Genomic DNA, 15,641 nt, shown 5'->3' on the forward strand with positions numbered 1-15,641 from the left:
GCTAGGCTACGTTTTATCAGCCCAACACCCGGCGTTTCAACAACGTATTCGTTTATTTAAGGCCCAGTGTTGGGCTGGTAAACCGTAGCCCAACCTACGGACCTCGGCTTGATACTCACGCAGCTCTCTTTTGGATATTTTCACTCGCACCCAAATCTCTTAAAGGATGCTGCTCTGCCGCCCAAAGACGCGCAAAATATAGCTCGCCATCCTGCGGCTGCAATGCAACCAAACTACCCGGCAACCATTGCGGTTTCTGATCTTTATCAATAATCAAGGCTCGTATCCCTTCCGCAAAATCATGGCCCTGCGCGCAGGCGAGTGCTGCCACCAGTTCCATGCGGAAGATTTCTGCCAGCGACAAATGCTTGCCTCTTTCTTGCAAGGCATGTGCCAGCCAGGCAGATGTAGGGCTGCCTTTTTGCAGGCTGGCGATGGCTTTTTGCAGCCACGCATCATCGTTTACTACGCTTGCATCCAGCTGACAAATATTGCTGATGATGGTGCTCAGGTCAGCAGCGCTGCACAGTTGATTGATGTGATCGAAATGCAGGCGCAAAGGCCCGGCGCTGATGACCACGTTGGCATTGCGTTGCTGCTCATGCAGGATATGGCTCAGGCGCAGGTGGTTATTTTCCGCCTGCTTGCTCCATTCACAGGCTTGCAGGCGGGCCAGCAGTTCTGCCTTGCTTTCGTGCGGCAATTGCAGGTCTGCCAGTTTCACAAATACGGCGTCACTGGCATTGATGTTCGCGCCCGTCAAGGCCAGGAATAAACCCAGCTTGCCTGGCATGCGATTCAAAAACCAGGTGCCGCCTACATCCGGGAACAGGCCTATCGCAATCTCAGGCATGGCGAGGCGGGATTTTTCTGTGACGACGCGGTGGCTGGCACCGGCCATCAAGCCTATACCGCCACCCATGACGATGCCATGGCCCCAGCATAATATGGGTTTGCGGTAGGTGTGGATTTGATAGTCGAGGCGGTATTCCTGTTCAAAAAAATCCAGGGCGTAGGCATTGCCCAGCAAGTCATCTTTTTTATCGGAAGCATGATGCTCGCGCATGCTGGCGTACAGGTTTTGCAAGTCACCGCCTGCGCAAAATGCTTTTTCGCCAGCGGCCTGCAAGACCACCATGGCGACGCTCTCATCTTCATCCCAGGCTTGCAATTGCCTGCCCAGTAATTGCACCATCTCTTTGGACAGGGCATTCAGGGTTTTTTCTGAATTGAGGGTGGCCACGCCTAGTTGCATGCCATTGGCGGCAGGCAGGGTGTGGAACAGGACTGGGGAGTCGCTCATGCATTCCTCCACACGGGTGGGCGTTTTTCCAAAAAGGCAGTGACGCCTTCTTTTTGATCGGCGGTATCAAACAGCGCCAGGAAGGCTTCGCGTTCTTGTGGCAGCACAGTGTTCATCGGTTGCTGGCGTGCGCCCTGTATCAGTTGCTTGCATGCCTTGACGCTGCTGGGGCTTTGCTTGCCAACCTGTTTGGCCAGGGCCAGTGCGTGTTCTAGTGCGCCGCCGGTGGCGACGACTTCTTCTACCAGCCCTATGCGCAGGGCAGTGGCAGCATCGACACGTTCACCGCACAAGATCAGGCGCTTGGCCCAGCCTTCGCCGACCAGCCAGGCAAGATTTTGCGTGCCGCCAGCGCAGGGCAGCAAGCCCACTGCGGCTTCTGGCAAGGCCATTTGCGCCTGGGTTTCGGCAATACGCAAATCGCAAGCCAGCGCACATTCCAGGCCACCGCCCATGGCATAGCCATTGATGGCAGCGATGGAAACACCACGGAAGCGGCTCAGGGTTTCAAACGCTTCACCAAAGCGGCGTGCCATGTCCAGTGCCACGGCCTTGTCGCCATCGGCAAACAGTTTCAAATCTGCGCCTGCTGAAAAGAATTTCTGGCCTGAGCCTGTGATGACGAGGCTGTAGATATCTGCATCGGCATTGAGGTCATTGACGAGTTGCGTCAATGCCTGCAAACCCGCAGCCGTCCAGGTATTGGCGGGCGGGTTGGCAATGGTGACCAGGGCAGTGTGGCCTATGATTTCGCATTGCAGGTTGGTGTAGTTGCTGTACTTGCTCATAAAAATTCCTCGCTTGCGGGTTGGTTTAGCATGTGGCGGGCAACGATGACGCGCATGATTTCATTCGTGCCTTCGAGTATCTGGTGCACCCTGACATCGCGCAGGAAACGCTCCAGCGGGTATTCGCGTATATAGCCGTAACCGCCGTGTATTTGCAGGGCTTCATTGCAGACGGCAAAGCCGGTGTCGGTCGCCAGGCGCTTGGCCATGGCGCAATACACTGAGGCATTGTCGGCCTTGCTGTCTAGCTTGCTGGCAGCGAGACGCACCATCTGACGGGCGGCCACCAGCTCGGTTTGCATGTCGGCCAGTTTGAATTGCAGCACCTGAAAATCAGACAGCTTTTTCTGGAACTGCATACGCTCATTCATATACGCTTGCGCGCTATTGAGTGCCGATTGCGCCGCACCGATGGAGCAGGTGGCAATGTTGATGCGGCCACCATCCAGACCACGCATGGCAATGCGAAAGCCCTCGCCTTCTTCACCCAGCAAGTGGCTGCGCGGTATACGTACCTGGTCAAAATTGACAGTGCGGGTGGGCTGGCTGTTCCAGCCCATCTTGTCTTCTTTCTTGCCATAGCTGATGCCCGGCAAATCTGCCGGAACCGCAAAGGCAGAGATACCGCCAGCACCATCACCCCCCGTGCGCGCCATGACGACCAGCATATTGGTGGCACCCGCGCCTGAGATAAAGGCTTTGCTGCCATTGAGGATATAGCTTTCACCATCGAGGCGGGCGCTGGTGCGCAGTGATGCTGCGTCAGAACCCGAGCCAGCTTCGGTCAGGCAATACGAAGCCAGTTTCTTGCCTGCGGCCAGTCTGGGCACCCATTCCTGCTGCACTTCTGGTGTGCCCCAATGGGCGATCATCCAGCTTGCCATATTGTGTATGGTGATGTAAGCCGTGGTAGAAGGGCAGGCGCGGGCCAGCTCTTCAAACACGATGGCGGCGTCCAGCCGCGTCAAACCCAGCCCGCCCAACTCTTCTGGCACATACAGCCCGCAAAATCCCAGCTCCCCGGCATGGGCGATAACGTCCAGCGGGAAGTGGGAAGTGGCATCCCAATGCGCGGCTTGCACCGCCATTTCATGGGCGGCGAAGCTGCGGGCAGATTGCTGGTAGGCGCGCTGGTCTTCACTAAGATCGAAGTCCATGGCCATCTCCCTATTTTAAAGAGATGGTGGTATTCACCTTGCCTGCGCTGACGCTGTCATCAAACCAGCGTGCCGTGATGGTCTTGGTCTGGGTGTAGAACTGGATGACTTGTTTACCATACGGCCCCAGGTCACCGAGTTTGGATGCCCGTGAGCCGGTAAATGAAAATAGCGGCACAGGCACAGGGATAGGCACGTTGATGCCGATCTGGCCAACGTCGATATCTTCTTCAAAGGTGCGGGCAGCAGCGCCAGACTGGGTGAACAGTGCCGTGCCGTTGCCGTTAGGGTTGGCATTGATGATGGCGATCGCGTCAGCCAGGGTATCTGCCCGCATGATGCACAATACCGGGCCAAAAATTTCTTCTTCATACACGCGCATACCGGGCTTGACTCCGGTGAACACGGTAGGTCCAACGAAGTTGCCATGCTCATAGCCTGGCACTTGCGGTGCGCGGCCATCCAGCACCAGTGTCGCACCTTCAGCAATACCTTGCGCGATCAGGCTTTCTACGCGTTCTTTGGCAGTACATGAAATGACCGGTCCTATGTCGGTATTGGCTTCTGCACCCGCATTGATCTTGAGGCTGCGTGCGCGGTCCAGCAAGTCTGGCACCCACTGGTTGGCTTCACCAACCAGTATCACCACGGACAGCGCCATGCAACGCTGGCCAGCCGCACCAAAGGCAGCACCGGCGAGGTTGTTCAGGGTTTGTTCTTTATTTGCATCTGGCAGGACAATGGCATGGTTCTTGGCACCCATCATACACTGTGCACGTTTGCCCGCCAGTGTCGCACGGTTATACACATGCGTGCCTACGCGGGTGGAGCCTACAAAGGACACCGCCTTGATATCAGGGTGATCGCAAATCGCATTGACGATATCTTCACCGCCATGCACCACGTTCAGCACGCCAGGTGGCACACCGGCCTGCATAGCCAGCTCAGCCAGACGCATGGTGACCATGGGGTCTTGCTCGGATGGTTTCAGGATGAAGGTGTTACCGCAGGCAATCGCCATAGGAAACATCCACAGCGGTATCATCGCCGGGAAGTTGAAAGGGGTAATGCCAGCGCACACGCCCAGCGGCTGGTTCAGGGTATAGGTATCGACACCGCTGGCCACGTTATTGGCGATTTCGCCCATTTGCAGGTTGCCGATATTAGCGGCATGCTCAACCACTTCCAGACCACGGAAGATATCGCCTTCAGCATCGGCCAGGGTCTTGCCCTGTTCGGCTGTCAGCAATGCGGCCAGCTCGGCCATGTTTTCACGTATCAGTTGCTGGTATTTCAAAAAGATGCGGGCGCGTGTGCCTATCGCTGTCTTGCGCCAGGTCTTGAACGCGGCCTTGGCAGCATCGACTGCGGCCTGCATTTCATCTGGCGTGGTAAACGGTACATGGGCCAGCACCTGTTGCGTGGCCGGGTTGATCACATTGCGCCATTGCGTGGATTTGGAGTCTATCAGTTCGCCGTTGATGAGCAGTTTGACGTTGGGAACCTGGGTAAGAGTTGCCATGATGATTTCCTGTACTTTCCTGATTGCGCACGGACAGACGGCGGGCCACGCCCGCAACAACAGCCGCACTGATGCCTGAAAACAAGACAGCCGCCACCTGCAGAAACCTGCCGCAGCAACCATCCTGACCATGGGCATACGCCGTGTGGACGCACACCCGCCACGCACCTTCCGTACGTGACCAGACCTTGGAAAAACAGTGAAAGAACAGTATTGAAGACAAGCATCCGCCCGCCATCAGGCGCACCATGCCATATCCCAAACACCGCCTTCCGCAATGTTTTTCTCAGCGATCAACAGGCCGGTATCCGGGCTTGCAAGTCTTGTTACATCGCCTTCCCAGTCATGCATGACCAGTGGCGTGGATGATGTAACCGCACTTGCCTACCGTTGCGGAGGCAGCAGGGGCTTGAAACATATTTACTATCTTAAGCGCGAGCGCGATCGTAAACACGTTTTTAGGTCTTGATAGCTACTGCCACCTGCTGGTGACAGCGACCAGGACGACCACTTTCCCGTTTAACACAGCCCAAGAGATTGGGTTATGCACCTGTTATTTTTAGAATAGCACAAGAATTGACGTTAACGTAAACGTTAATTGGTGAAAAAAATTCAAGGTGAACAGCATGGATTTGATAATGCTTAATTGCTAATGCCAAGAAATATTTGCAGCGAACGTAAATACCGTGTCTAGCAGAAGTATCAGTTAATGAAAATCGGCCTCGACGTTTCAATATGGCTGACTTTTGTTGCAGTGGATTGATTTTCAATAGTTGTGTTCGCCTCACAACGATTTAACAATTATTATAAAAGCTAGATAATTTTATATTTTCCATGAGGGAGAACAAGATACTATGTGAATGCCACCGGTATCTTTGAGAGCAAAATAGGAAGTATTTACTATCGTATGCACGAGCCAATGCTGTGTTGGTAAAAGGGGATGGGAAAATGGATTTAGAATCTGATCTTTCGAAAAATGTACCCGAAAAGGGTGAGGCTGTTCCCAATATCGTGCATGGAAGCGGCAGTGTAGCGCATCAGATAATTGGTGAATTTCTTGTCTCACTTGGTACGCATGAAGGCTATGACGAAATTGCAAAAAATCTAAAATTAACGCTTTTCACTGAAAAATCAACAGAAACTGCATTGCAAATAGCAATCTTTGGGGAGAATGCGCTGTGATTCGAGCCAAAAGTATTTCAATCTCAGAATTTCGAGGAATTCGAAATTTGACGCTTGATCTTGAGGGGAAAAATTTCGCCATCTGTGGACCAAACGGTACTGGCAAGAGTGGCATAGTGGATGCACTCGAATTTGCCCTAACAGGAAACATATCTCGCTTGACCGGAACTGGGACAGGTGGGCTATCTGTTAAAGAACACGGACCTCACGTAGATAGTAGAAATACGCCTGCCAAAGCTTTAGTTTCTCTTACCGTTCATATACCTTCTTTAAATACGGACGTTACTATAGTTCGCAGTGTTAAAGATGCGAAAACTCCAAAAATAACGCCCGACACTCCAGAAATTCGTACGGTTCTGGAATATATTTCATTGCATCCAGAAATCACGTTGTCCCGCAGAGAATTGATTCGATATGTTTTAGCAGAACCAGGGAAGCGGTCGAAAGAGGTGCAAGAGTTGTTAAAACTTGAAGAGGTCGAAACAGTTCGATCGCTTCTTCAAAAAATAGCAAATGCCAAAGATCGAGAAGAAAAATCTGCGAAAGGAGTAAAAAACGATGCCGAAACGGCTTTAATGCGTTCAATGGGCATAACTGAAATTTCTGATAATGCGATCTTAGTCGCTGCAAATGAAAAGCGAAGCGGCCTGAATTTACCGCCTCTTTTGAAATTAGATGCTAACACCTCAATCAAAGAAGGCACTATCTCTTCAGAGAACAAAATTCCTGTATCTAAAATTGTAAAAAACCAGGCAGAAATAGACCTTAATGCATTTAATGAGAAAGTCAAAAAACTACAAGACAGTGTCTTCTTATCGCAGTGTGTCGCTGTCTCAAAGACTGTCAGCGCACTCTCAAAAGATGAGGAATTTTTAAAAAATGCATCTAGAGAATCATTTTTGCAAAGCGCATTAAATTTTTTTGATGAACAGATTTGCCCGGTATGTGATGTCCAATGGGACCCTCAAGAGCTGCGACAAAAACTTACTATTAAACTTCAAAAATTTGAAGTTGCATCAGCCAGTAAAAAAGAAGTCGAACGTGATATTCGTCCAATCATAATGATATTGGATGAAATACAAAGCTCAGCAACCGCATTGCAGCGCATGGGGCCTTTGCTGAACCCGCCAATTGATTGTGCTCCAATAAATCGGTATGTTGAGGATATTTTACAACGTTCAACTGCGTTAAAAAATTTTCTCCCGTTAAGTGAAACCTGTAATGCTCTGTCATTAGAAAACGTGACATCAAAACAGCTTGAAATCAATCTTGCACAACTTGAACTAGCTATTTCGAAATTACCTGAACCGACACAGCAAGATGCAGCTCGCGATTATTTGATTGTTAGTCAAGAAAAGTTAGAGGTGTACCGTACTGCGTCATCGAAACTTGAAAAAGCAGAAAAAAGCAGAACAAAAGCTCAATTTGTATTTGACACATATGCGAGAGTAACTACTGCTGCACTTGAAACCATTTATAAAAATGTAGAAGCCACCTTCAGTAAGTTGTACAGAATTGTGAATCATGATGATGAAGACGCTTTTCAAGCACAACTTCAACCATCAATAGGTAAATTAGGTTTTGATGTGGATTTTTACGGGAGAGGTTATTTCCCACCTGGCGCATATCATAGTGAAGGACATCAAGATGGAATGGGGCTATGTCTCTACTTGGCACTAATGGATTACTTAGCAAAAGATTCATTTACTTTTGCTGTGCTTGACGATGTGTTGATGTCGGTAGATTCAGGACATCGCCGTGAAGTTAGCAAAATGCTCCTCGAGCAATTTCCTAACACGCAATTTTTACTGACAACTCATGATGAAATTTGGCTTCGTCATATGAAAACAGTTGGTTTAATTGAACCAAAACGATACGCTCATTTTCGAACATGGAATGTAGACATCGGTCCGACCGAATGGAGTGATAGAGATGCTTGGGAAGAAATTTCGCTTTTGTTAGAGCGTAACGATGTTAGAGCTGCGGCAGCCTTGCTACGCCATTTCTTGGAGTATTTTGCAAAGGAGGTATGTCAAGTACTTCGTGCTCAGGTCGAGTTTCGGGGAGATGCACAATTCACTCTTGGAGACTTGCTCCCAAACTCTATTTCAAAAATGAAAAAGTTGATTAAACAAGGAAAGTCTGCTGCGCAGTCATGGGGACAAAATGATAATGTAACTGCTATTTCAGAATTTGAAAAAAAATTTAATGAGGTAGTTCAGGCTTCAAATGTAGAGCAATGGCAAATTAATGCGGCAGTGCATTTTAATGAATGGGCCAATTTTCAGAAAAATGATTTTGAGTCAGTTGTAGCAACATACAAATCATTAGTTGATGCATTTTCCTGTGAAAAATGCAATTCCGTGCTTTATTCATCACCTGAACACGGGGAAGCGGATGCATTGAGATGTAGATGTGGTAATCATAGTATCAATCTACAAAAAAAAGCAGCATGAAAAGATGTTTTTATCTTTACGGTGCAAGAAATGTATATGGCTATAGTGCATAACTCATGCTAAGAACACCGCTGGATTCCAGCTAAATGCATGCTGGAATGACGTCAATAAAGTATTAGTTTTATTTGAAGCTCTTTTAGCTGGGCGTGTGCGTCTGAAATAAAATCTGGCATTGCAATTGTGTTGGGAAGATTTCACGATCATTCAAGGTTCATATGCACGACGCAAGACATAAGTTATGCAGTACAACGGTACATACTCACAATAAAGCGAACATGTACCTTCGCTGAAAATTAATTTGGTTGAGACAAGAAACATCGACAATTCCGGCACTCTTCCTCATCAGTCGCGATAGCCGCCCTCAACCACCTGTTGTAGTTTCAGACCAAGCCTATTTCCCATTGACGCGCTGCATTTTTATTTCTTGCCCACCCTGGCGCAAAATGACGTTTTCTGCGAGCGGTCCTTGTGCATCAAATTCCAGGCTTGCATCGACGATGGTGAGTTTGAATTTATTGACATCTGTAGCCACAATCTCGGCACTGGGTTGACCTTTAGCCTGCACTTCCAGACCGCCCTTGGCAGTGCGCCTGACATCGACACTGAATGCTGGGCTGGTGTATGAACCGACAAGTCGTGCGAGTTGGGCTTCACTCAGTGTCGGGGCTGTTGTTTCTGCTGGCAGGTCACCCTGGCGTGTCCAGAGCTCACTTGCTGAACTGCCTTGCGGGTAAAAGTTAAGTCCGGTAATTTTTTTCTGCCCATCGCGTACCAATTCCATCCAGTTGAGTGGATCTATGTCAAAACCGAGTCGCTCTTGTGTCGCTGTCACGAGTGCCAGGTCTTTTCCGCCCTGGCGTCGGGAATAGAGTTTGCCATCCTGGAATTTGATGGTACGTGTCACACCATCTTTGGCGTAGATGCCTTGCGCATTCTTCATGCTTTCTTCGGTCCATTTTTCGCGCGTGAGAACAACAAAAGGGTCGCCTATGACCTGCGCTGCCAATTGCATGAGATAAGGGCCGGGTGGACCCTCGAGGTTATTCAGTTGCACGACCGTGGTGCCGCTTTCTGGTATATACGTCAGACCAGAAACGAAGCCATTGATGCCGCCGTTATGCCAAAAGGCAGAATGACCGCGCACCTGATTGTTAACTATGCCGAAACCATAGCGGCCTTTTACCGCTGTACCTTGTGGCGTCGTCATTTGCTGATACGATGCTGCCGACAACAGGCGGCCGCCATGCAGGGCTTCGTTCCAGCGCCACAAGTCATTGACGGTGGAAATCATCGCACCTGCACCTTGTGGTACGGTCATACTGATAGGGCTGGCAGGGGCATAGCCTCCCTGGGCATTTTTTTGATAACCACGTACCAGGCCAGGCCAGACTTGCTCGGGGTTTTCCCAGCCAGTATCCTTGAGATTGAGTGGCTTGAAGATTAATTCATCCAGGGCGAGATTCCAGCTTTTACCGGTGATTTTTTCGATCACGGAACTCAAGAGGATATAACCAGAATTGGAGTATTTCCATGAAGTGCCTGGGGCGAAGTCTGCCGGTAAGGCGCTGATCGATTTGACCAGGTCTTTGCTGTTGGTGTCTATCCTTTGCGTCGTCTCTCCAAATTTTGGGGTGCTGGTGAGTTCGCCTACGCCAGCGGTGTGATTGAGTAACTGCAGCAAGGTGATTTTGCTGCCATCAGGAAAATCACTCAGGTACTTGGATAAGGGGTCATCCAGCCTGGCTTTGCCTTGATCTACCAATTTTAATAATGCAACGGCGGTGAACTGCTTGGTGATGGAACCTATCCGGAATTTATGCTCAGGCTTCAATGCCAGGCCTAATTCGATATCAGCCATGCCTCGTGCCGAAGTACAAATCAGCTCACCTTTGCGCGCGGCAAGTACCACGGTACCTGGCCCGGCATCAGACACCCCTTGGAGGATGGCATCACATTGCCCTGCAAGCGACTTTACGGCTGGCAGGGTAGTCCCCGCATAGACACTGGAACCGACAAGAGAAAAGGCAATCAGGCCAAGCAATGCGATGGATTTTGTAGTTGCACGGGATGGTAATGGCTGACGGTAAGCACGCATGATGGGTTTCCGTGGTGTGGTTGATGAAAGAAACTACAGCATAATGAATTGCCAGGGTAAATACTCCGGCCAAGCGACAGAATGCACTATTGCAGTCATGGAATGCAAGATATGCATGATTAATTGATCCTGGTGGAGGAGGGGCTCATTAATAGGACGTTTCACTGTTTCCTGGTAATGGTCGATCTGCTGTGGGTCAGTAAGGATGCAGTCGGACATGCATCTGCTTAAGAGAAAAAGTTTTCTGTTGATGTTGTAAAATTAATCATGTTGGCAGTACACCCAATGCGACCTGTAACTGGGCGTGTCTGGTGTGCTTTGCCAGCACCCGGATTATTCATTTTACGAACATACTGCATAATTAATCTACACAAACATATGACAGGAATCCCTATGAGTTCTTTTGCGGTCATCATCAAACACAAAACCCAGCCCGGCAAGCGCGATGAAGTGCAGCAGGTCTGGGAAAAACACATGGCCCCGGCGATTACTGCCAACCCCGGTCACCTGGCTTATTTCTACTGTTTCGATAATGCCGATCCGGATGTTATCTGCGCCTTTCAGCAATACAGTAGTGCAGAAGCCTCGCAAGCATTTTTACAGACAGCCAGCTATGCTGCATATTTGGCCGATGCTGAACCTTTGCTGTCTGGTCCTCCGCAGGTGATGGCGATGACGCCTGTGTGGGTGAAGAATCCTTGAATTTGACGAGTGTGTAAAACATAGCTGATAACACGTCATTCAGATCTGTCGCTTTAATTATCCAGCGCAAATGTATACGCTTGGTGTTATTTGGTTTGGACATGCAAGACTAAATCAAGAAATTGGACTGGATGGGGCGGTGCATCAAGCATCACGATCAACTGTTTTCGGTAGTTTAGGACGCATTGCCGCAGAGCAGAAATTTCCTTCAAAAAAAACCAAAACCTATTCTGCAGTCAGCCCTTTAACCTTCACCGCAGTGACCTTGTATTCCGGCGCATGCACCAGATTATCGCAGTAAGGTGAGGTCAGCGCATTGACGTTCAGGTCTGCGCGGTGGAAGCTACAAAACAACTGGCCGACTTGCATTTTGTCTGTGATGTTGACAGGCAGGACGGCTGTGCCATAGCGGCTGCTGATCCTGGCAGATTGGCCTTGTGCAAGGCCCAGCAGCCGGGCGTCGGCTGGTGAGATGTCGAGGGTGTCGGTGGGTTTGAGTACAGCATTGGGGCTGCGGTAAGTCATGGTGCCTGCATTGAAGTGATATAGCTCGCGGCCTGTTGTCAGTAGCAGGGGGTAGTCATCATCACAGACTTCTGCCGTGGGCTGATAGTCTATGCAGGCCAGGCTGGCTTTGGGGCCAGCTCCAAAACCTTGCTGGTGCAGGATGGCGGTGCCGGGATGATTGTCGTCTAGAGTTGCGGGGCAGGGCCATTGCAGGCTTTCGTTTTGCAGGCGCTGGTAACTGAGGCCTGCACCAGCAGGCCAGACGCTGCGTATTTCATTCCAAATGGCTTGCGGCGCATCGAATTTGAAGCCCTGCTCATGGCCCATGTGCCTGGCCAGTTCTGTGATGATCTGCCAGTCTGGTTTAGCCTCACCAGGGCTGTTGACGACTTGCCTGACTCTTTGTACGCGACGGTCGGCGTTCATAAAGCTGCCGTCTTTTTCAAAAACACTGGCAGCAGGGAAGAAGACGTGGCCCACCGCCTTGGCAGTTTCGTTAAGGAAGAGGTCTTGCACAATGACGAGTTCAAGTTGCGCCAGGGCTGCCAGGGTTTGACTGGCATTGGGCATAGACATGGCGATGTCATATCCCATGACCCACATGGCTTTGAACTTACCAGAACTGGCGGCTGCCAGCATGGCAGGCAAATCCAGCCCTGCGCTTGTTGGCAAGTTTGTGCCCCAGGCTTGCTCGAAGCTGGCACGTACTTTGGCATCGGCCAGGTTTTGCGCGCCGGTCAGCGAAGCTGGTTCACAACCCATCTGGGCTGAACCCTGCACATTGTTTTGCCCGCGCAAGGGGTTGATGCCACTGCCGCGCTTGCCCAGGTTGCCTGTCAGCAGGGCGAGGTTGATCAGGCTCATGACGCCTTGCGTGCCTTGCAGGTGTTCTGTCATACCAAGACCATGAAAACACATGGCGGGTTTGGCTAGGGCATACATGCGCGCAGCTCGGCGTATGTCGCCTGACGTGACACCGCACTGGCTGGCGACCTGTTCTGGCGCATAGGCTGTGATGAAACTGCTGAAGCCTGCCAGGCCATCAACGCGCATGGCGATGTAGTCGTCATCCTGCAAACCTTCTTCGAGCAGGGTGGCGGCCATGGCATTGAACAGCAGCACGTTGGTGCCGGGGCGCAAGGCCAGGTGTATATCGGCGCAGGCTGCCAGCTCGGTACGCCGTGGATCGATGACGATGAGGCCAGCCCCGGCGCGTACTGCCTGTTTGATGCGGGCGCCGACGATGGGGTGGTTTTCTGTAGGGTTGCAACCACACAGCATGAACAGGCTGGTGTGTTCTATGTCACTAAATGAATTGGTCGCTGCACCTGTGCCCAGCATGGTCTTCAGGGCTTTGGCAGACGGCTGATGGCAAACCCGAGCGCAGCAATCGACATTGTTGGTGCCCAGCACGACGCGGGCGAATTTCTGCGCGAGATAGTTTTCTTCGTTGGTGGCGCGGGCTGAACTTAATACGCCCAGACTGTCTGCTTCGTACTTGTTGCGCAGTTCTTGCAGGCGGCTGGCGGTGAAGCTCAGGGCTTCTTCCCATGAAACTGCATGCCAGTCACTGCCCCTGCGCAGCATGGGGTGGGTGATGCGATCCGGGGCGTGTGTAAAGTCGTAGGCATAGCGGCCCTTGACGCACAGATGGCCGTGATTGACCGGGCTATCCGTTGGCCTGATGGCGACGACTTTATTGTCGTGGCTGCCGACTTCCATCTGGCATCCGACGCCGCAATAGACGCAGGTGGTTTTGGTCCATTGATCAACCGGCCCTGTGCTGCGCTTGTCAAAAATTGCGCCGGTCGGGCAGGTGTCGACGCAGGCACCGCATGATACGCAGCCACTGCTGAGCAGGCTCTTGCCATCTGCCGGGGCGATATGGGTTTGCTCGCCCTTGCCCCAGACTTTCCAGACAAATTGCCCCTGTACTTCGTCGCAGATGCGTACGCAGCGCTGGCAGTGTATGCACCTGTCCATGTCTATGCCTAGATAAGGGTGGCTGTCATCCTTGAAAATAGGTGATTGGTGATTGCTACCGGCGTTCACCTCATGTTTAACCAGCAATTGATGGAAGGGGTGCTCAGCCTGTTCATGCACTGCCTTGGCCGGATAACCATCCGCCAGTAACGACAGGTTGGTATGCAGCAGCGATTGCAGGCGAGCTGTAGCTGTATGTACGACCATGCCCTCAGTGACTGCGGTGGCGCAACTGGGGACAGGGCGGGCTTGCCCCTCGACTTCCACCAGGCATAGCCTGCATGCGCCTATGGGCTTGAGTCTGTCATCATGGCAGGGGTGAGGTGGCTGGCAGCCATTGTCGCGCAAGGCTTGCAAGAGGCTGCTGCCTTCTGCCAATGTGCATGCCTGGCCATTTATACTGATGTGAGGCATGTCTGCAACTCCGCATGGTAGTGGCGTTGAATTGACTGGGCGAACTCTGCCAGGCCGCGCCCGTGGCCGCACAGGCTGGCATCGGCAAGGGCGCTTACCAGGGCTTGCCAGCGGTCTGCATTCCAATGCCCTCCTTGCAGTATGTCGTCAAAGTGGCGGGCGATTTCTGCTGCACCGTGATGGCAGGGCGTGCATTTGCCGCAGGATTCAAATGCGCCAAAGCGAAATACCTGCGCCACCAGTTCGGCAATGCTGCAACTGTCATCAAAAGCGATGACGCCGCCATGGCCGACCGCACCGCCAATTTGCTGCAGGCTTTGATAAGCGAGCGGGGTATCAAGCAATTGTGCTGGTATCACACCTGCCAGAGGTCCACCTATCATCAGGCCTTTGAGCTGGCCTTGCTTCAGGCCCAGGCCGAGCTTATCGACAATGTCACCCAGGCTGATGCCAAATTCGACTTCATACAGGCCAGGCCGCCTGAAGACAGCATTGAGTGACAAGAGCTTGGTGCCAGGGCTTTCTGGCGTGCCCAGGGCCGCGTAGGCGGCAGCGCCATGGGTGATGATCCAGGGGATGGCGCACAGGGTTTCGACATTATTGACCAGCGTGGGTTTGCTGTATAAACCCAGTTCGGTGATTTGCGGTGGGCGCAGCCTGGCTTCTGGTCGCTTGTCTTCGATAGCATTGAGCATGGCGGTTTCTTCACCGCACAGGTAACTGCCTTTGCCAATGACGAGGCTGATGTCAAAGGCATGTGCGCTGCAAAGTACATGCGGCCCTAGCCAGCCTGCCGCTCGCGCCTGTGTTATTGCCGCCTGCAAGATAACGGCTGTTTGCTCATATTCACGACGCAGGTAGATGTAAGCTTGTTTTGCACCGACGGTAATGCCAGCGATGAGCATTGCTTCTATCAGACGGTAAGGGTCTCTCTCCATCAGCAGGCGGTCACTAAAGCTGCCGGGGTCGCCTTCATCGGCATTGGCGACAAGGTATTTGCAGTCCGCTTTTTGCTCGGCCAGCAATTGCCATTTCAGACCCGTAGGGAAGGCGGCACCGCCCCGGCCACGCAAGCCTGAAGCGCTGATCTGCTGTATGACAGCGGCGCTGTCCATGCGCAGGACCTGGTGCAAAGCCTGTCCGCCGCCTGTCTTGCAATACTCTGCCAGATCAAGTACTGCAGCGTTGGCGACATTGCCGAGCAGGACTGATGTGCGGGCATGGCTGGCGATATGGGGTAGTGCATCTTCACCCTGCCGAGCAGGGCCAAGATAACACTGGCCCAGGCAAAATACGGTGGGGCTGCTCTGGCACGCCTGTTTCCAGCTCGCAGGATCTAGCTGCCTTGCAGCAAAGCAGGCCAGTCCCTGACAGCGACTGCCCGTCAGGGATGCATGGGACAAGTGATAAAAGCTGTCGCTGGCAAGCCGTGCAAGGATGTGGTCCATATAAGCCAATATGAAACGCTGTACGGGCATAGCGCCTATGCCAGCTTTCAATATGGCATAGCTGGCTGCATTGTCAATTGAGGT

The 15,641-nt window shown here is 51.8% G+C and carries 10 protein-coding genes and 1 riboswitch; of the genes, 3 read left to right on the top strand and 7 right to left on the bottom strand.

The features are described from left to right. Positions 1 to 115: 115 nt before the first annotated feature. From DFR42_RS20175 to DFR42_RS20190, 4 genes are read right to left on the bottom strand one after another with little or no spacing between them, the layout of a single operon-like run. Positions 116 to 1,303, bottom strand: coding sequence for an enoyl-CoA hydratase/isomerase family protein (locus DFR42_RS20175; protein ID WP_110256833.1), 1,188 nt, complete (start codon positions 1,301 to 1,303; stop codon positions 116 to 118). Then, on the bottom strand, positions 1,300 to 2,091 hold the full coding sequence (locus tag DFR42_RS20180; RefSeq protein ID WP_110256834.1) for an enoyl-CoA hydratase: 792 nt from the start codon (positions 2,089 to 2,091) through the stop codon (positions 1,300 to 1,302). The genes DFR42_RS20175 and DFR42_RS20180 overlap by 4 nt, the downstream gene beginning before the upstream one ends. Next, positions 2,088 to 3,248 carry an acyl-CoA dehydrogenase family protein gene (locus DFR42_RS20185; RefSeq protein ID WP_110256913.1) on the bottom strand — a complete coding sequence of 387 codons (1,161 nt, stop codon included), beginning with the start codon at positions 3,246 to 3,248 and terminating at the stop codon, positions 2,088 to 2,090. Before DFR42_RS20185 ends, DFR42_RS20180 begins: the two co-directional genes overlap by 4 nt. A gap of 10 nt (positions 3,249 to 3,258) precedes the next feature. Continuing rightward, the gene (locus tag DFR42_RS20190; protein ID WP_110256835.1) at positions 3,259 to 4,770 is read right to left on the bottom strand and encodes a CoA-acylating methylmalonate-semialdehyde dehydrogenase; all 1,512 of its coding nucleotides are present in this window, start codon (positions 4,768 to 4,770) and stop codon (positions 3,259 to 3,261) included. 282 nt (positions 4,771 to 5,052) lie between these two features. After that, positions 5,053 to 5,339: riboswitch (cobalamin riboswitch) on the bottom strand. Positions 5,340 to 5,718: 379 nt separating this feature from the next. Between DFR42_RS20190 and DFR42_RS20195 the strand changes: the two genes are divergently transcribed. Then, entirely contained in the window at positions 5,719 to 5,952 is a 234-nt protein-coding gene (locus tag DFR42_RS20195) for a hypothetical protein (protein WP_110256836.1), read from the top strand. Next, positions 5,949 to 8,408 carry an ATP-binding protein gene (locus tag DFR42_RS20200; protein WP_110256837.1) on the top strand — a complete coding sequence of 820 codons (2,460 nt, stop codon included), beginning with the start codon at positions 5,949 to 5,951 and terminating at the stop codon, positions 8,406 to 8,408. The genes DFR42_RS20195 and DFR42_RS20200 overlap by 4 nt, the downstream gene beginning before the upstream one ends. A gap of 391 nt (positions 8,409 to 8,799) precedes the next feature. Here the strand turns inward: DFR42_RS20200 and DFR42_RS20205 are convergent, their stop codons facing one another. Next, complete coding sequence (locus DFR42_RS20205; RefSeq protein WP_110256838.1) at positions 8,800 to 10,503, bottom strand: serine hydrolase domain-containing protein; 1,704 nt, start codon at positions 10,501 to 10,503, stop codon at positions 8,800 to 8,802. A gap of 393 nt (positions 10,504 to 10,896) precedes the next feature. Between DFR42_RS20205 and DFR42_RS20215 the strand changes: the two genes are divergently transcribed. Continuing rightward, the gene (locus DFR42_RS20215; protein ID WP_110256840.1) at positions 10,897 to 11,205 is read left to right on the top strand and encodes a putative quinol monooxygenase; all 309 of its coding nucleotides are present in this window, start codon (positions 10,897 to 10,899) and stop codon (positions 11,203 to 11,205) included. Positions 11,206 to 11,430: 225 nt separating this feature from the next. Here DFR42_RS20215 and fdhF read toward each other — a convergent pair whose 3' ends face one another. Next, the gene (gene fdhF, locus DFR42_RS20220) at positions 11,431 to 14,109 is read right to left on the bottom strand and encodes a formate dehydrogenase subunit alpha (RefSeq protein ID WP_110256841.1); all 2,679 of its coding nucleotides are present in this window, start codon (positions 14,107 to 14,109) and stop codon (positions 11,431 to 11,433) included. Further along, positions 14,091 to 15,557 carry a complex I 51 kDa subunit family protein gene (locus DFR42_RS20225; protein WP_110256914.1) on the bottom strand — a complete coding sequence of 489 codons (1,467 nt, stop codon included), beginning with the start codon at positions 15,555 to 15,557 and terminating at the stop codon, positions 14,091 to 14,093. Before DFR42_RS20225 ends, fdhF begins: the two co-directional genes overlap by 19 nt. Positions 15,558 to 15,641: the final 84 nt, after the last annotated feature.

Source organism: Undibacterium pigrum (genome assembly GCF_003201815.1).
Taxonomy (GTDB): Bacteria; Pseudomonadota; Gammaproteobacteria; order Burkholderiales; family Burkholderiaceae_D; genus Undibacterium; species Undibacterium pigrum.

What these genes read in the sequence shown, in the direction of transcription:
- DFR42_RS20180 (WP_110256834.1), bottom strand. Translation starts at nt 2,091, where the DNA reads ATGAGCAAGTACAGCAACTACACCAACCTGCAATGCGAAATCATAGGC.
- DFR42_RS20205 (WP_110256838.1), bottom strand. Translation starts at nt 10,503, where the DNA reads ATGCGTGCTTACCGTCAGCCATTACCATCCCGTGCAACTACAAAATCC.
- DFR42_RS20175 (WP_110256833.1), bottom strand. Translation starts at nt 1,303, where the DNA reads ATGAGCGACTCCCCAGTCCTGTTCCACACCCTGCCTGCCGCCAATGGC.
- DFR42_RS20215 (WP_110256840.1), top strand. Translation starts at nt 10,897, where the DNA reads ATGAGTTCTTTTGCGGTCATCATCAAACACAAAACCCAGCCCGGCAAG.
- DFR42_RS20185 (WP_110256913.1), bottom strand. Translation starts at nt 3,248, where the DNA reads ATGGACTTCGATCTTAGTGAAGACCAGCGCGCCTACCAGCAATCTGCC.
- fdhF (WP_110256841.1), bottom strand. Translation starts at nt 14,109, where the DNA reads ATGCCTCACATCAGTATAAATGGCCAGGCATGCACATTGGCAGAAGGC.
- DFR42_RS20190 (WP_110256835.1), bottom strand. Translation starts at nt 4,770, where the DNA reads ATGGCAACTCTTACCCAGGTTCCCAACGTCAAACTGCTCATCAACGGC.
- DFR42_RS20195 (WP_110256836.1), top strand. Translation starts at nt 5,719, where the DNA reads ATGGATTTAGAATCTGATCTTTCGAAAAATGTACCCGAAAAGGGTGAG.
- DFR42_RS20225 (WP_110256914.1), bottom strand. Translation starts at nt 15,557, where the DNA reads ATGGACCACATCCTTGCACGGCTTGCCAGCGACAGCTTTTATCACTTG.